The sequence below is a fragment of the Pseudomonas sp. TNT3 genome (genome assembly GCF_010095445.2).
Classification (GTDB): domain Bacteria; phylum Pseudomonadota; class Gammaproteobacteria; order Pseudomonadales; family Pseudomonadaceae; genus Aquipseudomonas.
In genome coordinates this window covers 269229-286640 of the sequence record NZ_WFGV02000001.1, presented here as the reverse complement: position 1 = coordinate 286640, position 17412 = coordinate 269229, and the positions used below count along the sequence as shown (strand labels likewise).

At 57.6% G+C, this 17412-nt stretch carries 14 protein-coding genes; all 14 read left to right on the top strand.

The annotated features are described in order from the left end of the window. Positions 1–16 precede the first annotated feature (16 nt). The 14 genes from flgK (at position 17) to fliG (ending at position 17412) form a co-directional block, all read left to right on the top strand. Positions 17–2041 (top strand): flagellar hook-associated protein FlgK, encoded by a 2025-nt coding sequence (gene flgK, locus GBC55_RS01475; RefSeq protein WP_162440423.1) that lies wholly within the window; start codon positions 17–19, stop codon positions 2039–2041. A 14-nt stretch (positions 2042–2055) separates the two neighbouring features. Then, complete coding sequence (locus GBC55_RS01470; RefSeq protein WP_162440422.1) at positions 2056–3645, top strand: flagellar hook-associated protein 3; 1590 nt, start codon at positions 2056–2058, stop codon at positions 3643–3645. Positions 3646–3984: 339 nt separating this feature from the next. Beyond that, positions 3985–4911 (top strand): ketoacyl-ACP synthase III, encoded by a 927-nt coding sequence (locus tag GBC55_RS01465; RefSeq protein WP_162440421.1) that lies wholly within the window; start codon positions 3985–3987, stop codon positions 4909–4911. 241 nt (positions 4912–5152) lie between these two features. After that, complete coding sequence (locus GBC55_RS01460) at positions 5153–6892, top strand: flagellin (RefSeq protein ID WP_162440420.1); 1740 nt, start codon at positions 5153–5155, stop codon at positions 6890–6892. 70 nt (positions 6893–6962) lie between these two features. After that, a complete protein-coding gene (locus tag GBC55_RS01455) occupies positions 6963–7307 on the top strand; it encodes a flagellar protein FlaG (RefSeq protein WP_162440419.1) in 345 nt (114 codons plus the stop codon). A gap of 81 nt (positions 7308–7388) precedes the next feature. Beyond that, on the top strand, positions 7389–8753 hold the full coding sequence (gene fliD / locus GBC55_RS01450; protein ID WP_162440418.1) for a flagellar filament capping protein FliD: 1365 nt from the start codon (positions 7389–7391) through the stop codon (positions 8751–8753). Positions 8754–8893: 140 nt separating this feature from the next. Continuing rightward, positions 8894–9283 (top strand): flagellar export chaperone FliS, encoded by a 390-nt coding sequence (gene fliS, locus GBC55_RS01445; RefSeq protein WP_162440417.1) that lies wholly within the window; start codon positions 8894–8896, stop codon positions 9281–9283. Between the two features lie 25 nt (positions 9284–9308). Beyond that, the gene (fliT, locus tag GBC55_RS01440; RefSeq protein ID WP_162440416.1) at positions 9309–9605 is read left to right on the top strand and encodes a flagellar protein FliT; all 297 of its coding nucleotides are present in this window, start codon (positions 9309–9311) and stop codon (positions 9603–9605) included. A 172-nt stretch (positions 9606–9777) separates the two neighbouring features. Beyond that, on the top strand, positions 9778–11253 hold the full coding sequence (locus tag GBC55_RS01435) for a sigma-54 dependent transcriptional regulator (protein WP_162440415.1): 1476 nt from the start codon (positions 9778–9780) through the stop codon (positions 11251–11253). A gap of 128 nt (positions 11254–11381) precedes the next feature. Further along, the gene (locus GBC55_RS01430; protein ID WP_162440435.1) at positions 11382–12587 is read left to right on the top strand and encodes an ATP-binding protein; all 1206 of its coding nucleotides are present in this window, start codon (positions 11382–11384) and stop codon (positions 12585–12587) included. A gap of 5 nt (positions 12588–12592) precedes the next feature. Further along, a complete protein-coding gene (locus GBC55_RS01425; RefSeq protein WP_162440414.1) occupies positions 12593–13975 on the top strand; it encodes a sigma-54 dependent transcriptional regulator in 1383 nt (460 codons plus the stop codon). 295 nt (positions 13976–14270) lie between these two features. Further along, positions 14271–14600, top strand: coding sequence for a flagellar hook-basal body complex protein FliE (fliE, locus tag GBC55_RS01420; RefSeq protein ID WP_162435913.1), 330 nt, complete (start codon positions 14271–14273; stop codon positions 14598–14600). 15 nt (positions 14601–14615) lie between these two features. After that, the gene (gene fliF, locus GBC55_RS01415; RefSeq protein WP_162435914.1) at positions 14616–16400 is read left to right on the top strand and encodes a flagellar basal-body MS-ring/collar protein FliF; all 1785 of its coding nucleotides are present in this window, start codon (positions 14616–14618) and stop codon (positions 16398–16400) included. Continuing rightward, the gene (fliG, locus tag GBC55_RS01410) at positions 16393–17412 is read left to right on the top strand and encodes a flagellar motor switch protein FliG (protein ID WP_008021334.1); all 1020 of its coding nucleotides are present in this window, start codon (positions 16393–16395) and stop codon (positions 17410–17412) included. Before fliF ends, fliG begins: the two co-directional genes overlap by 8 nt.

Here is a 17412-nt window from a genome sequence, read left to right as displayed (position 1 = left end):
GTATAAGGTCTGAACCATGAGTTTGCTCAATATCGGGATGTCGGGGCTCAACGCCAGTCAGGTGTCGTTGGCGACCGTCGGCAACAACATTGCCAACGCCAACACCGCCGGCTATTCACGCCAGCAGACCATCCAGAGCAGTAATACATCCAATCTGAGTGGCGGCGTGTTCATCGGCAGCGGTACGACCCTGGCGGACGTGCGTCGGGTCTACAACGCTTATCTCGATCAGCAGTTGCAGACCAGTACCTCGCTGAGCAATGACGCCAACGCCTACCTCGAGCAAGTGAACCCGCTCGACAAGCTCTTCTCCGACAAGACCACGGGGATCAGCGCGGTCTTGAGCAGCTTCTTTTCGTCGGTACAAACCTCCGCCGCTACGCCAAGCGACACGGCCGCCCGGCAACTGCTGCTGACCAATGCGCAAACGTTGAGCAACCGCTTCAACGCCTTGGCCTCGCAGATGCAGCAGCAGAACGAGGGCATCAACAGCCAGTTGACGACGATGACCGAGAAGGTCAACCAGTTGACGTCCTCCATTGCCTCGCTGAACAAGCAGATTTCCCAGGCCAGCAGCTCGACCGGCAGTGGTCCGAGCAACTTGCTCGATGCGCGTAACGAAGCCGTCCGCACGCTCAACGAGCTGGTCGGCGTGACGGTTCAAGAGCAGAACGGCAGTTACAACATCTCCCTTGGGACGGGGCAATCGCTGGTGTTGGGCAATACGTCCAACACCCTCACGACGGCCCGAACCGGGATCGACAAGAGTCAGTTGACCATTCAGGTGAATTCCCCGTCGTCAGTCACTGATGTGACCTCCGTTGTCAGCGGGGGCAAGATCGGTGGTTTGCTGCGCTATCGCGATGACGTGCTGGTCCCGGCAATGAATGACCTGGGCCGTACGGCGATTGTGGTTGCCGACAAAATCAACCGCCAGTTGGGGCAGGGGCTCGATGCCAATGGCGAGTTTGGTTCATCGCTGTTCTCCAGCATCAACAGCTTGACCGCTATCAGTCAGCGCAGCCTGGCGTCGTCGAACAACAGCACCGGTTCCGGCAACCTTGATGTCACGATCACCAACTCCAGTGCGCTGACGACGTTTGACTATCAGGTTACGTTTACCGCGGCGGACAAGTACACGGTCAAACGCTCCGACGGCAAGGACATGGGTTCGTTCGACCTGTCCCCGGCGGCAGAAATCGACGGTTTCAAGCTCGACCTGAACGGTGGCGGTCTGAGCGCGGGTGACTCGTTCAAGGTGATCCCGACCCGCACCGGCGCAAGCAGCATCACCACCCAGATGACCGACTCGAACAAGCTCGCCTTCGCCGGTGCGCTGGTTGCGACCAGTAACACGGGCAACGGCGGTACCGGTGCGCTGACTCCGCCGGCGTTGACCATTCCAATGGATATCTATGGCGGCGCGGATCTGGCTGCCCTGCAAGACGGCATCAAGAATTCCATGCCCGTGACGCTGACCTTCAAAGAGGCCGCAGGCGGGAGTCAGGGCTACGAAGTGTTCAACTCGAAAGGGCAGAGCATCGGCACCGGCACCATCGTGCCGGGCCAGGGCAACGACCTGACGATCAACGTGCCGATGCTCGATGCGTCGGGCGCACCGATCGCGGGCAAGTCGTTCTCCTTCAACACCACGGTCAGTGGCTCGCCCTCGAAGAACGACAAGTACGAAGTCGCATTCAACGTCGACGGCAAGAAAGACAACCGCAACGCCAACGAACTGTTGGGTTTGCAGACCAAGGCAACGGTCGGCGTCACTGGCGGCAACGCCGGCATGAGCATGACCACTGCCTACAGCCGACTGGTGGAACAGGTCGGCGCCAAGGCCAGTCAGGCCCTGGGTGACAGCACCGCCAGTGGCGCCATCCTGGCCCGGGCCAAGTCCGAAGTCGGTTCCGTGTCCCAGGTCAACCTGGATGACGAGGCCGCCGATCTGGTCAAGTTCCAGCAGTATTACACCGCGTCGTCGCAGATTATCAAGGCCGCGCAAGAAACCTTCAGCACGCTGATCAATAGTCTTTAAGGGAGTTTTCGACGATGCGCATTTCTACTGCCCAGTACTTTGAGACGAGTGCGGCCAAGTACCAGAATAATTTCTCTTCAGTGGTCAAGACTCAGGAACAGATCAGTTCTGGAGATCGCATTCAGACGGCTGGTGACGATCCTGTGGGCGCCGCGAAGTTGCTGATGCTGCAACAGCAGAAAGACATGCTGGGCCAATACAGCACCAATATCGGCAGTATCAAAAACACACTGGCGAACGAAGAAAGCGTGCTGGATAGCATCAACACGGCGCTGCAGCGTGCTCGCGAATTGACGCTGAGTGCGGGTGATGGTGGCAAGAGCGATGCGGATCGCAAATCGATCGCGGCAGAACTGGGCGAGATCGAAGCTAACGTCCTGAGTTTGCTCAATAGCAAGGACCCGTCCGGTAACTACTTGTTCGCGGGTTCAAAGACTACAACGCAACCTTATGTGCGCAACAACGACGGCACCTACACCTACCAGGGAGATGATACCCAACTCAGCCTGCAAATCTCGGACACCCTGTCTATTGCCACCAGTGACACCGGAAAGAGCATCCTCGAATCGGCGATAAATTCGGGACGCACCCAGGCAATCCTTGATCCGTCCAAGCCCAATGACGGCACGGTTTCAGTGTCTGCCGGGCTGTTGACCTCCAATGCGGCCTACACCAAGAACTTCTCTGCCGGTGAGCCTTACGAGCTGAAGTTTATCGACAGCACACACTTCAGCATTGCCGATAAAGACGGCAATGACGTGACTTCCGAGGTGTCTGGGAATGGCGCCTTCGATTCGAAGAAAGAAGGCAGCGCCAGCATCAATTTGCGCGGCGTGCAATTCGATATCACGCTACGGCTCAAGGCTCCAATTGATCCCGCGACCACGCTGCCAATGACGCCTGACGCTGAGGTCAAGGATCATATTTTCACGTTGGGCAGCAAGCCCGACAGCTTCAACGCATCCCGTACACCCAGCAACGCATCGACCGCGCAAGTCACGGGCTCCGGTGTTGTTGATCAAGCGGCCTACGTCAACGGGTTCCCCAGCAGCGGTGTGGTCGTCAAGTTCACCGATGCTACCAACTATAAGGTGTACGCCCAGCCGATGAGTGCAGACAGCAAGTCGATTGGCGATGGTGTGCTGACGGCGGGTTCGATCACGGTGGCGGGCGTCAAACTCGATTTCACAGGTGCTCCAGGCGCTGACGACCAGTTCGTCGTGGGTGCCAGCGGCCATAAGACTCAGAGTGCGCTCGACACGTTGAGCCAGTTGCGCCAAGCGCTGGAAACGCCTTCCGACGGTGATGTCATGGCGCAGATCAAGCTCAAGGACGCGTTGAATTCGGCCATTGGCAACCTGAACAACTCCAGTGAGCAAATTCTGAGTGTTCAGGGCGCAATCGGTGCACGCTTGAACTCGGTGGATATTGCCAATACCGAGAACATCAGCCTCAGTCTATCCAATGCCAGTACCCAGGTAGCCATTGGTAGTACCGACATCGCTACGGCTTCGATCGACCTGGCTTTTCAGCAATCGCTGCTGCAGGCATCGCAATTGGCATTCGTGAAAATCTCTCAGTTGAGCCTGTTCAACAAGCTGTGATCTCCTATTGATAGCCGGCATCCCGGATGTCGGCTACGTCTTCTTTATCCTTTCTTCCCTTGAATCGGTGCTTTTTGTCATTCAGCACGCGACTGATCGCTTGTTTGTGGCTGGATGTTTGGCACAAGGCACGCATAATGCGTGACCTGCGAGTCATAAAGCGCATCTTCACTGTATTGTGTAAAAAAGGATGGGCAGGGGGCTGACCCCTGTCGGGCGTGTTTTCAGGATTTCTGGAGCGCCTGCGCCGTATTTTTTCGCTCGGTGAAATCCAGTATTGTCAGTACCTCTCGGTCTTGCGAGCGGTGATCTCCAGCTATTTAGTATTGGGAAGCCACAATGATTGGCATAAAAAGCATTGCTAGCTACGTGCCAGCAAGTGGGCTGGATAATTACGCTCAGGGCGCGAAGTTCGAGAAGGATGAAGAGTTCATCCTCGGGAAAATCGGTTCGGCGTTCCTGCCACGCAAGGATCCGGCTCAGGAAACATCCGACCTCTGTGTCGAAGCGGCCAATGCCTTGTTTGCGAACAATCCTCAGCTGGATCGTCAATCCATCGACGTGCTGATTGTCGTTACCCAAAACGGTGACGAAGAGGGCTTGCCTCACACCTCGGCCATCGTTCAGGACAAACTGGGGCTGTCGACCAATGTTGCGGCGTTCGACATCTCCCTGGGTTGCTCGGGCTATGTCTACGGTATCTACGCCATCAAGGGCTTCATGGAAGCCGCAGGCTTGAAGAACGGCCTGCTGATCACCGCTGACCCGTATTCGAAGATCGTCGATCCGGAAGATCGCAACACCACCATGTTGTTCGGCGATGCGGCCACAGCTACATGGATGGGCGAAGACGCTACATGGCAGCTCGGCAAAGCCAAGTTCGGTACCGACGGTTCCGGCGCACCTCACTTGAAGGTCACCGATGGCGTGTTCTATATGAACGGCCGTCAGGTCTTCAACTTTGCCTTGCTCAAAGTGCCAGCGCACTTGCACGAGTTGCTGAACGAGTCGGGCCTGACGTCTCAGGATGTCGACGCGTTCTGCATTCACCAGGGCAGTGCGGCCATTGTTGACGCCGTGGCGCGACGTTTCGAAGGCGAGCCGGAGAAGTTCATCAAAGACATGGTCGAGACCGGCAACACCGTATCGTCGAGCATTCCGCTGCTGCTGGAAAAGCACATGTTCGACTCCAACTGGAAGCGCGTGGCAATCAGTGGTTTCGGCGTAGGCCTGTCCTGGGGATCGGCGATTATTCACCGCCCCTGACGCGCCAGTTAATTAACGCCAAAAAAACGCCCATGACCGCGAGGTCATGGGCGTTTTTGCGTTCCGGGGCTCTGATCTAAGGCCTTGAAATTCAAGGAGTGGCACGGTGCTAGTAAAAATAATCAAAAAAACGCTCAAGCAACCTGCTTTCACGACGATAACTATTACGAAGGTTCTCTAGGCCACACCCGGCGGTTGCCAGGGCCGGAAGCCGCAGTATCCAACCAACGAGGAATTCGTCATGGCTTTATCAGTAAACACCAACATTACATCGTTGACCGTTCAGCGGAACCTGAACAAAGCCGGCGATGCCCTGGGCACCTCGATGACCCGTCTGTCTTCCGGCCTGAAAATCAACAGCGCTAAAGACGATGCTGCCGGCATGCAGATCGCCAACCGTCTGACCTCTCAGGTTAAAGGCATGACCGTTGCGATCAACAACGCCAACAACGGTACTTCCATTGCCCAGACCGCTGAAGGCGCGATGCAAGAATCGACCAACATTCTGCAACGTCTGCGTGAGTTGGCTCTGAACTCCGCGAACGGTGACAAATCCCAGGCTGACCGTGATTCCCTGCAACAGGAATTCACCGCTAAAGTGGGCGAGCTGACTCGTATCGCTGCTACCACTACTTTCGGTGGTCGTAACCTGCTCGACGGTACCTTCCAGAACGTTGGCTTCCAGATCGGTTCCGATGCTAACCAGACCATCTCGTTCGGCATGAGCGACATCAGCGCTACTGGTTTGAAAGGTACTTACAGCGAAGCTACTGTTGCTGGCGCGACTACTACTCTGTCGGCTTCCGTAACTGGTAGCCCAGTAACTCTTCCGGGTGGCACTGCGGCTGTTCCAGCCACGCCGTTTGTTAGAACTGGTACTACCTATGTACCTCCTACGGGCGCTGACCAAACAGTCACAATCGGTGCTACAGCGGTAACGATTCTTGACGGCTCTGACATTGATGCTGCGATCAAGGCTATTAACGATGCTGCAGTACCAGGTGTAACTGCGAGCAAATCGGGCACCGATAAGATTTCCTTGACCTCGGCCGCCACTATTGCTGTAACCGGTACTGATGCTATTGCCGTCGACCTGGCTGCTGCCACCCAAACTGGCGGCGCTGCAGCTGTTCCTGCTGTTCCAGGCAAACTGGCAGCAGACACTGCGATCAACATCAACGGCAAAGACGTCAAGCTGAAAAAAGATGACGACATGGCAGCCATTGCATTGGCTATCAATACTCAAAGCGCTACTGACAAAACTGGTGTAACTGCTGCAGTTTCGTCCGAAGGCCGCTTGCAGCTGACCTCTGCTGATGGCAAAGCAATCAAACTCGCTAACGGTGCTACTGCTGACGGCGGTGCAGGCGCTCTGGCTAAGCTAGGTCTGACTGCTGGCAGCACTGAAGCCAAACTCGGCTCCGCCACTTCGGTAAGCCTGAATGGTACTGAAGTGAAGTTCACCGCAGGCTCCACAATGGCCGACATCGTGTCGTCCATCAACAGCGCCAGCACCGGTGTGACTGCAAGCATTAGCAAAGACAATACTCTGAGCCTGTTCTCTACCAAAGACATCACCGTTGCTGACGGTAGTACTGGTAATGGCCTCACAAGCTTGGGCCTGACAGACGCAGCAGTTGATAAAACTGTCGCTGTTAAAATGGACACCACCGTTGCCGACCTGAGCGTTCTGACTTCTGCCAGCGCTCAGCAAACCATCCAGGCTCTGGACGGCGCGATCCAGCAGATCGACACCCAACGTTCGCAGCTGGGTGCTGTTCAAAACCGTTTCACCAGCACCGTGGCCAACCTGCAAAGCATCTCGGAAAACTCCACCGCAGCCCGTAGCCGCGTACAGGACGCCGACTTCGCTTCCGAAGCCGCCGAGCTGACCAAGCAACAAACCCTGCAACAGGCTTCCACTGCGATCCTGTCCCAGGCTAACCAGCTGCCATCCGCTGTACTGAAGCTGCTTCAGTAATATCGGTAGCGGTTAACTAACGGAAGGGCGCAAACGTGCCCTTCCGTTTTTTCGGTTTTGAGGTGATGACATGGATATGAGCATTAAGCTGAACGCGCATTACCCGGCTGCCGCGACACAAACGGCTACCGCCTCTGTCACTCTGGCGCCGCCAGTGGTCGAGCAAGAGCCCGCCGCCACTGAAGACACCAAGCGAGTGGCGCTGGAAAAGGCCGTGACCGACATTCGCGAGTTCGTGCAATCGACTCAGCGAAACCTGGATTTTTCCATTGATGACTCCACCGGCAGGGTGGTGGTCAAGGTGGTCGCTACGGAAAGTGGCGAAGTCATTCGGCAGATTCCATCGGAAACTGCTTTGAAGCTTGCCCAGAATTTGAGTGATGCCAGCAGCCTGCTGTTTGATACGAAAGCCTGAGCTGGCATGAAATGTGTTTCTGACTGCAGCTACGGCGATCTGCGCCAATAAAGCGGCAGCCACAGGACAAGGAGATTACAGATGGCGAGTTCAACGATTAGCGGCGTAGGGTCGACCTACGACACTCAGGGTATTGTGAAAGCCTTGGTCGCTGCTGAAAAAGCACCCAAGCAGACGCAGATCACCAACCAGCAGAAAGACACGACCATTCAATTGTCGGCTGTCGGCACCGTCAAGGGCGCGCTGGATACCTACCGCGCTGCACTCGCGAAGCTGAACAATCTGTCCGCCTTCAATGGTCTTGCTGCTTCCACGTCCGAAGAAAAAAACGTCAAGGTCACCCTTGGCGACGGCGCTTCCAGCGGCAAGTATGTGGTTGTGGTGCAGGACCTTGCGACCTCGTCGAAAATCACCAGCAAGGTATTTGCTGGTGGGGCGACGGGCGCTGCCAACCCGGGGAGTGAGGCTCAGACGCTGACCATTACCCAGTCGGGCAAAAGTTACGACGTGTCAATTCCCGGTGGTGCCAGCCTGAGTCAAGTGCGTGAGTCGATCAACACGCAGCTCTCGGCGCAAGGTATCAGCGCGAACGTCTTGAGCGATGCCAATGGTGCTCGCCTGGTGATCGGCTCCACCAACAGTGGCGCTGGTACTGACATCACCTTGAGTGGTGATTCGGATCTGGCGAAGGGCTATGACGCCGGTGCGGCTGCCAAGAACGCCAAGTACACCATCGATGGCGTCGCCATGGAGTCCACCTCCAACAAGGTGACGTCCGCCATCAGTGGTGTAAGTCTGGAACTGGTCGCCAGTGACAAGGACAAGCCGGTCACGATCAGTGTCGACAGTAACGCCACGACCCTGAAGACATCGGTGCAGTCGTTCGTTTCTGCCTACAACGCATTGATGACCAGCATCAATACCCAGACCAAGGTCACCGCCACTGGCGATTCTGCGACCACTACAGCGGGTGCACTGACCGGTGATGCGTCGATGCGTCAGCTGGTTGCCAGCCTGCGCAGTGAGCTGGTGAACAGCTCAGGGGTAAGTGCCATGAGCGGTCTGTCGCAGATGGGCATTACCACCGACCAGAAAACCGGTTTGCTGACGCTTGAAGACAAGGCGTGGGCTAAGGCTGTGGTCAAGGGCTCTGCGGATATCGCCAAACTGTTCACCGGTGATAACGGTTTGATCACCCGCATGAACAAGGCGACCGAGACCTATGTCGGTTCAACCGGTCTTCTGGCTTCGCGCGTCACGGACCTCAATACCAAATTGACGGACCTGACCACCCAGCAGGCAGACCTTGATCGTCGTACGGACAGTTTGCAGACGTCTCTGATGGCCAAGTACAACGCCATGGACAGTCTGATCGCCAAGATCAACGCCAGCAGCTCAAGCATCATGACCACGCTTAACTCGCTGAATAATCCGAAATCGGATTGATAACAGGGGCGTTAAACCGCCCTGCAAAACAGCGTGTGAGTGGTCCGGATTTTTTGGCTTTGGATTAAAGTTTTATGCGACACAGTCGACAAAATGGTTAGAGAAACTTTTTTGCCTGTGGCCTGTAACGAGGTAGCAACATGAACCCTATGAGAGCCCTTCGCCAATACCAGAAGGTCAATTCCCACGCCCAGATCTCCGAGGCCAGCCCGCATCGGTTGATTCAACTGTTGCTTGAAGGCGGCCTGGATCGTCTGGCTCAGGCCAAGGGCGCATTGGCCCGCGGTGATATTGCGCAGAAATGCCTGCTGATTACCAAGGCGATCGACATCATCACCGGTCTGCGTCAGGGCCTCGACGCGGAAAAGGCGGAAGACCCGGCCACGATCGAACAGCTCGACAGTCTGTACGAATACATGAATGCGCGACTGGTGCAGGCGAATGTCAGCAACGACACGCAGATCATCGATGAAGTCATGCAGCTGTTGGTTACGGTAAAAAGCGGCTGGGATGCCATCGCAACCCAATAGGCCCACAAGCCTGAGGAACGACGCCATGAGTCAAGCACTGCAACGGATTGAAGAAACCCGCGAAGCGCTCATCGATGCGCTGGCCGAGCGTAACTGGGATGCGATCGGCGAACTGGATGTGGCGTGTCGTGAATGCGTCGATGAGGTGCTGAGTGAAGCGCCGATCGACGAGGAAGCGCTGCGGACCAATCTGGAGAGTTTGCTGGCGGTCTATAAAGATTTATTGACGGCGACGATGGGCGAGCGTCAGGCGATAGTCGACGAGATGTCGCAGATCACTCAAGCGAAGAGCGCTGCAAAGGTTTACCATCTGTTTGGTTAGTTAATTCCCGGTTAATCCAGACAATGTGCGCCATAAATTTGACTGTGCACGGTTTTTTGACTTAACTAGTGGCTGTTCACCGATACCAAGCGTCTACAGGCTTAACGGTCTGCAAGCGTCTAGCTTGCCCACTCATTTCGGGCACCGAGTTGACTAGGGAAGTTGCTATTGCATGTGGCGTGAAACCAAAATTCTGCTAATTGATGACGATAGCGTCCGCCGCCGCGACCTGGCGGTGATTTTAAATTTTCTCGGTGAAGAAAATTTACCCTGCGGAAGCCATGACTGGCAGCAGGCTGTCGGCTCTTTGTCGTCTAGTCGTGAAGTGATCTGTGTCCTCATCGGGACGGTCAATGCTCCTGGCGCACTTTTGGGCTTGTTAAAGACACTCTCAACCTGGGATGAGTTCCTTCCGGTTTTGTTGATGGGCGATAATTCTTCCGTCGACTTGCCTGAAGACCAGCGTCGCCGAGTGCTTTCGACCCTCGAAATGCCGCCCAGCTACAGCAAATTGCTCGATTCCCTGCACCGTGCCCAGGTCTATCGCGAGATGTACGACCAGGCCCGCGAGCGCGGTCGTCATCGCGAACCCAATCTTTTCCGCAGTCTTGTCGGCACCAGCCGGGCGATTCAACACGTCCGTCAGATGATGCAGCAAGTCGCCGATACCGACGCCAGTGTGTTGATCCTGGGCGAGTCCGGCACCGGCAAGGAAGTGGTCGCACGCAACTTGCACTATCACTCCAAGCGTCGTGACGCTCCGTTCGTTCCGGTCAATTGCGGGGCGATCCCGGCCGAGTTGCTGGAAAGCGAACTGTTCGGCCACGAGAAGGGCGCGTTCACTGGAGCGATCACCAGCCGTGCCGGGCGCTTTGAGCTGGCCAACGGTGGCACGCTGTTCCTCGACGAAATCGGCGACATGCCGCTGCCGATGCAGGTCAAGCTGCTGCGCGTGTTGCAGGAACGTACCTTCGAGCGCGTGGGCAGTAACAAGACTCAAAGCGTGGATGTGCGCATCATTGCCGCGACCCACAAGAATCTCGAAAGCATGATCGAGATCGGCACCTTTCGCGAAGACCTGTATTACCGCCTGAATGTGTTCCCGATCGAAATGGCGCCGTTGCGCGAGCGTGTCGAAGACATCCCGTTGCTGATGAACGAGCTGATCTCGCGCATGGAGCACGAGAAGCGTGGTTCGATCCGTTTCAATTCCGCAGCCATCATGTCGCTGTGCCGTCACGGCTGGCCCGGCAACGTCCGCGAGCTCGCCAACCTGGTGGAGCGCATGGCGATCATGCATCCGTACGGGGTGATCGGCGTGGTCGAGTTGCCGAAGAAATTCCGCTATGTCGACGACGAAGACGAGCAATTGGTCGACAGCCTGCGCAGCGATCTGGAAGAGCGGGTGGCCATCAACGGTCATACCCCGGACTTCTCGGTAAATGCCTTGTTGCCGCCGGAAGGCCTGGACTTGAAAGACTACCTCGGCGGTCTCGAGCAGGGGCTGATTCAGCAGGCGCTGGATGATGCCAATGGCATCGTGGCGCGTGCTGCCGAGCGCTTGCGTATTCGTCGCACCACCTTGGTGGAGAAGATGCGCAAATACGGCATGAGCCGTCGTGACGGTGATGAACAGGCAGATGATTGACGCCTGTTTTTCAACCCCTTCATTTATAGGCGGTTTTTTTTAGGCACGGGTATTGCTACATCCCTCGCAACGTTCCGTTTAACTGACGGTCAGCCAAGCGAGAGTGCACGATGCCCCAAGCCGCCCAGATGTCTCCTGTCCCTGACGCTTCGGGGCTACCGTCGTCCGCAGAACAGGTAAATCGGCTTGGCCTTGAGCAGTCGTTTGCCCTGTTCAGTCAGATGTCGAATCAGCTGACCGATTCCTACAGCATTCTCGAAGCCCGGGTGACTGAGCTCAAGGGCGAGCTGGAAGTGGTCAGTGCCCAGCGCATGCAGGAACTGGCGGAAAAAGAGCGCCTCGCCAATCGCCTGCAAAACCTCCTTGATCTGTTGCCCGGCGGCGTCATCGTCATCGATGCTCAAGGCATCGTGCGCGAAGCCAATCCTGCCGCGTGCGAGCTGCTCGGCCTGCCCCTCGAAGGCGAGCTGTGGCGCCATGTCATTTCCCGCTGCTTCGCGCCCCGTGAAGACGACGGGCATGAAATCTCGCTTAAGGATGGTCGGCGTCTGTCGATCTCCACTCGCTCGCTCGACGCCGAGCCGGGGCAGTTGGTGTTGCTCAACGACTTGACTGAAACCCGCCATCTGCAAGATCAACTCGCCCGTCATGAACGCCTGTCGTCGCTCGGGCGGATGGTTGCATCGCTCGCCCATCAAATTCGTACACCCTTATCCGCTGCGTTGCTGTACGCCAGTCATTTGACCGAACATGAACTGCCAGTCGCCACGCAGCAACGCTTTGCCGGACGCCTGAAAGAGCGTCTGCATGAGCTGGAGCACCAAGTGCGCGACATGCTGATCTTCGCCCGTGGCGAGCTGCCGCTGACGGATCGCGTTACACCCAAAATGCTCATGCAATCGCTGCAAGCGGCAGCCCTTGCTCATGTGCAGGATCTGCCGATTCGCTGGCAGTGCGACAGTCATGTCGGGGAGTTGCTGTGCAATCGCGACACCCTGGTCGGCGCGATCCTCAACCTGATCGAGAACGCCATTCAAGCCAGCGCCGGCGATGTGCGCTTGAAGGTCCATCTCTATACCCGGGATAACAATCTGCGCGTGTCGGTCAGTGACAGCGGCAGCGGCATAGAGCCGAACGTGCTGGCGCGTCTGGGCGAGCCTTTTTTCACCACTAAAAACACCGGAACCGGCCTGGGCCTGACCGTGGTCAAGGCGGTGGCCCGGGCTCATCAGGGAGAATTGCTGCTGCGCTCGCGACCGGGTCGCGGAACCTGTGCGCAGGTCATCCTGCCGCTTTTTTCGGGCGAAAAAAGTATCGATCAGGGAGCGGAGTGAAGAACATGGGGATCAAGGTTTTACTGGTCGAGGACGACCGCGCGTTACGCGAAGCATTGGCCGATACATTGCTGCTCGCGGGGCACGATTACACCGCCGTCGGTTCGGCGGAGGAAGCACTCACGGCCGTTGGCAAAGACGTGTTCAATCTGGTGCTCAGCGACGTCAACATGCCGGGCATGGATGGCCATCAGTTGCTCAGTCTGCTGCGAGCGCGTCAACCACAACTGCCGGTGCTGCTGATGACCGCCCATGGCGCTGTGGAGCGTGCGGTCGATGCGATGCGGCAGGGCGCGGCGGATTATCTGGTGAAGCCGTTCGAACCCAAGGCGCTGCTCGATCTGGTGGCCAGGCATGCCCTGGGCAGTCTCGGCGCGGCCGAGAGCGAAGGCCCGATCGCGTTCGAGCCAGCCAGCGCGCAATTGCTTGAACTGGCGGCCCGGGTGGCGCGCAGTGATTCGACCGTGCTCATCTCCGGCGAGTCCGGGACCGGCAAGGAAGTGCTCGCGCGATACATCCATCAGCATTCCCATCGTGCCAGCCAGCCGTTCATTGCGATCAACTGCGCCGCGATCCCGGACAACATGCTGGAAGCCACGCTGTTCGGTCATGAAAAAGGCTCGTTCACCGGTGCCATCGCTGCGCAGGCAGGCAAGTTCGAGCAGGCGGATGGCGGCACGATTCTGCTCGACGAAATTTCCGAAATGCCTATGGGGCTTCAGGCCAAGCTGTTGCGCGTGTTGCAGGAGCGTGAGGTCGAGCGGGTCGGCGCGCGCAAGCCGATCATCCTGGACATTCGGGTGGTTGCGACCACTAACCGCGACCTCGCGGCGGAAGTGGCGGCAGGCCGTTTTCGTGAAGACCTTTACTATCGTCTGTCGGTCTTTCCGCTGGCATGGCGTCCGCTGCGCGAGCGCACCGCCGACATACTGCCGCTGGCCGAGCGTCTGTTGGCCAAACACGTCAATAAAATGAAGCATGCCGCGGCGAAACTATCGCCCGAAGCTCAAGCGTGTCTGATCGGTTATCCGTGGCCTGGCAACGTGCGCGAATTGGATAACGCGATTCAGCGAGCGCTGATTCTGCAGCAGGGCGGGTTGATCCAGCCTCAGGATTTCTGCCTGTCCGGTCCTGTGGCCTGTGCGCCGTTGACGGTTGTGGCACCGGCTGCGCGAGTGATTGAAGTCGAGGTCGAAACTGCCGGGGCGCTGGGCGATGATCTGCGGCGTCGTGAGTTCCAGATGATCATCGACACCTTGCGCGCCGAGCGTGGTCGCCGCAAGGAAGCCGCCGAACGCCTGGGCATCAGCCCGCGCACGTTGCGCTACAAGCTGGCGCAAATGCGTGACGCCGGAATGGATGTGGAAGCCTACCTGTTCGCCACTTGAAACTTCTTCTTGTAGCAGCTGGCGAAGCCTGCGTCCGGCTGCGCAGCAGTCGTTTATTCATTTAACGCGCAGTATATAAAAAACCGCATGCACGAGGACAAACGACTGCTGCGCAGCCGGACGCAGGCTTCGCCAGCTGCTACAGGTTGAGTTGTTGCTTCAATTTTGAAAGGCGCTGGAAGGGCTTTTGTATGACACAGCCATGGAGCTGGCACCCTTGTTGCTAATACCTGACTACCCGCCGAGTGAGCGTCAAAAAATTGCGGGTCGCCAGCGACGTCAAAAGAGAGAAACCATGAGCCAAGGTATTGAATTTAATCGGTTGATGCTGGATATGCGGGCCATGCAAATGGACGCAATGTCTGCGCCGAAATCGACTGCCGCCATCCCTCAACTGCCGGGCAACAGTTTCTCCGACATGCTCGGTCAGGCCGTCAATAAAGTGAACGAAACCCAGCAGGCCTCCAGCCAGCTGTCCACTGCATTCGAGATCGGCAAGAGCGGCGTCGATTTGACCGACGTGATGATCGCCAAAGAAAAAGCCGGTGTGTCTTTCCAGGCCATTACCCAAGTCCGTAACAAGCTGGTTCAGGCGTACCAAGACATCATGCAGATGCCGGTTTAAGGACGATATTGAGTCATGGCAGAAGCAGCCGATAACATTCCGGCCAAGGCCACTCCAATAGACGGTAAACCGCCGCTGTTCGGGTTGTCCTTCCTGGAAAACCTCTCCGAGATGACCATGTTGCGTCAGGTGGGCCTTTTGGTCGGTCTGGCAGCGAGCGTGGCGATTGGCTTCGCCGTGGTGTTGTGGTCCCAGCAGCCGGACTACCGGCCTTTGTACGGCAGCCTTGCCGGTATGGACGCCAAGCAGGTCATGGATACCCTGGCCGCCTCTGATATTCCCTACACCGTTGAACCGAATTCCGGTGCCTTGCTGGTCAAGGCCGAAGACCTGTCCCGTGCGCGGCTCAAACTCGCGGGCGCTGGTGTCACTCCCAGCGACGGCAACATCGGCTTTGAAATCCTCGACAAGGACCAGGGCCTGGGCACCAGCCAATTCATGGAAGCGACCCGTTATCGTCGCGGCCTTGAAGGCGAACTGGCCCGGACCATCTCCAGTCTGAACAACGTCAAGGGTGCCCGCGTGCACCTGGCGATCCCGAAAAGCTCGGTGTTCGTGCGCGATGAGCGCAAGCCCAGTGCTTCGGTGTTGATCGAACTGTATTCCGGCCGCTCCCTGGAGCCTGGCCAGGTACTGGCGATCATCAATCTGGTGGCAACCAGCGTCCCCGAGCTCAGCAAATCCCAGGTCACCGTGGTCGATCAAAAGGGCAACCTGCTGTCGGATCAGGCGGAAAACTCCGAGCTGACCATGGCGGGCAAACAGTTCGATTACAGCCGTCGCATGGAAAGCATGCTCACTCAGCGTGTGCATAACATCCTGCAACCGGTACTGGGCAACGACCGCTACAAGGCCGAAGTCTCGGCCGATGTGGATTTCAGTGCCGTCGAGTCGACTTCCGAGCAGTTCAACCCGGACCAACCGGCGTTGCGCAGCGAACAGTCGGTGAACGAACAGCGTACCGCCAGCAACGGGCCACAAGGCGTACCGGGCGCCCTGAGCAACCAGCCGCCTTCGCCAGCGTCTGCGCCGGCCACCACCGGTGGTGCTACCGCGTCAGCCGGCATGGTTCAGCCAGGTCAGCCTCTGCTGGATGCCAACGGTCAGCAAATCATGGACCCGGCCACTGGCCAGCCGATGCTCGCGCCGTATCCAGCGGACAAGCGCCAACAATCCACCAAGAATTTCGAACTCGACCGTTCCATCAGCCACACCAAGCAGCAACAGGGCCGTTTGAATCGCCTGTCGGTGTCGGTCGTGGTAGACGATCAGGTCAAGATCAACCCGGCCAACGGTGAAACCTCTCGCGCACCGTGGACAGCCGATGAATTGGCGCGCTTCACACGCCTGGTGCAGGACGCCGTCGGTTTCGATGCCAGCCGGGGCGACAGTGTCAGCGTGATCAACATGCCGTTCTCCGCCGAACGCGGCGAAGTGATCGCCGATGTGCCGTTCTATTCCCAACCGTGGTTCTGGGATGTGATCAAGCAAGTGCTGGGTGTACTGTTCATTCTGGTGCTGGTGTTCGGCGTACTGCGTCCGGTGCTCAACAACATCACCAATGGCGGCAAAGGCAAGCAATTGGCCGGCATCGGCAGTGACGTGGAATTGGGTGGCATGGGCGGCCTCGATGGCGACCTGGCCAACGACCGCGTCAGCCTTGGCGGCCCGCAAAGCATCCTGCTGCCAAGTCCGAGCGAAGGCTATGACGCACAGCTGAATGCAATCAAGAGTCTGGTGGCAGAAGATCCGGGTCGTGTGGCCCAGGTCGTGAAAGAGTGGATTAACGCAGATGAGTGATAACCGAGCCGTTGCCGCCAAACTGTCCAAGGTCGACAAAGCCGCGATCCTGCTGCTGTCCCTGGGCTCCACCGATGCAGCGCAGGTGTTGCGCCACATGGGCCCGAAAGAGGTCCAGCGTGTGGGCGTGGCGATGGCGCAGATGGGCAACGTGCACCGCGAGCAGGTCGAGCAGGTGATGAGCGAGTTTGTCGACATCGTCGGCGATCAGACCAGCCTGGGCGTCGGTTCTGACGACTATGTGCGCAAAATGCTCACCCAGGCCCTGGGCGAAGACAAGGCCAACGGCCTGATCGACCGGATTCTTCTGGGCGGCAACACCAGTGGCCTCGACAGCCTGAAGTGGATGGAACCACGTGCCGTCGCCGACGTGATCCGTTATGAGCACCCGCAGATCCAGGCGATCGTGGTGGCGTATCTCGATCCGGACCAGGCTGGTGAAGTACTGGGCAACTTCGACCACAAGGTGCGCCTCGACATCATCTTGCGGGTGTCTTCGCTGAACACCGTTCAGCCGGCGGCGCTGAAAGAACTCAATCAGATTCTCGAGAAGCAGTTCTCCGGCAACTCGAATGCTTCGCGCACCAACCTGGGTGGCATCAAGCGCGCGGCCGACATCATGAACTTCCTCGACAGCTCGATCGAAGGTCAGTTGATGGATTCGATCCGCGAAGTCGACGAAGACCTGTCCGGCCAGATCGAAGACCTCATGTTCGTGTTCAATAACCTGGCCGATGTCGACGACCGCGGGATCCAGGCTTTGCTGCGCGAAGTGTCCTCCGACGTGCTTGTGCTGGCCCTCAAAGGGTCGGACGAAAACGTCAAGGAAAAGATCTTCAAGAACATGTCCAAACGAGCGGCCGAACTGTTGCGCGACGACCTCGAGGCCAAAGGCCCGGTGCGCGTCAGCGACGTGGAAACTGCACAAAAAGAAATCCTCACCATTGCCCGCCGTATGGCCGAAGCCGGAGAAATCGTTCTCGGCGGGAAGGGCGGCGAAGAGATGATCTAA

What these genes read in the sequence shown, in the direction of transcription:
- GBC55_RS01425 (WP_162440414.1), top strand. Translation starts at nt 12,593, where the DNA reads ATGGGGATCAAGGTTTTACTGGTCGAGGACGACCGCGCGTTACGCGAA.
- fliE (WP_162435913.1), top strand. Translation starts at nt 14,271, where the DNA reads ATGAGCCAAGGTATTGAATTTAATCGGTTGATGCTGGATATGCGGGCC.
- GBC55_RS01455 (WP_162440419.1), top strand. Translation starts at nt 6,963, where the DNA reads ATGGATATGAGCATTAAGCTGAACGCGCATTACCCGGCTGCCGCGACA.
- GBC55_RS01460 (WP_162440420.1), top strand. Translation starts at nt 5,153, where the DNA reads ATGGCTTTATCAGTAAACACCAACATTACATCGTTGACCGTTCAGCGG.
- GBC55_RS01430 (WP_162440435.1), top strand. Translation starts at nt 11,382, where the DNA reads ATGTCTCCTGTCCCTGACGCTTCGGGGCTACCGTCGTCCGCAGAACAG.
- fliF (WP_162435914.1), top strand. Translation starts at nt 14,616, where the DNA reads ATGGCAGAAGCAGCCGATAACATTCCGGCCAAGGCCACTCCAATAGAC.
- fliS (WP_162440417.1), top strand. Translation starts at nt 8,894, where the DNA reads ATGAACCCTATGAGAGCCCTTCGCCAATACCAGAAGGTCAATTCCCAC.
- GBC55_RS01435 (WP_162440415.1), top strand. Translation starts at nt 9,778, where the DNA reads ATGTGGCGTGAAACCAAAATTCTGCTAATTGATGACGATAGCGTCCGC.
- fliD (WP_162440418.1), top strand. Translation starts at nt 7,389, where the DNA reads ATGGCGAGTTCAACGATTAGCGGCGTAGGGTCGACCTACGACACTCAG.
- GBC55_RS01470 (WP_162440422.1), top strand. Translation starts at nt 2,056, where the DNA reads ATGCGCATTTCTACTGCCCAGTACTTTGAGACGAGTGCGGCCAAGTAC.
- flgK (WP_162440423.1), top strand. Translation starts at nt 17, where the DNA reads ATGAGTTTGCTCAATATCGGGATGTCGGGGCTCAACGCCAGTCAGGTG.
- fliT (WP_162440416.1), top strand. Translation starts at nt 9,309, where the DNA reads ATGAGTCAAGCACTGCAACGGATTGAAGAAACCCGCGAAGCGCTCATC.
- fliG (WP_008021334.1), top strand. Translation starts at nt 16,393, where the DNA reads ATGAGTGATAACCGAGCCGTTGCCGCCAAACTGTCCAAGGTCGACAAA.
- GBC55_RS01465 (WP_162440421.1), top strand. Translation starts at nt 3,985, where the DNA reads ATGATTGGCATAAAAAGCATTGCTAGCTACGTGCCAGCAAGTGGGCTG.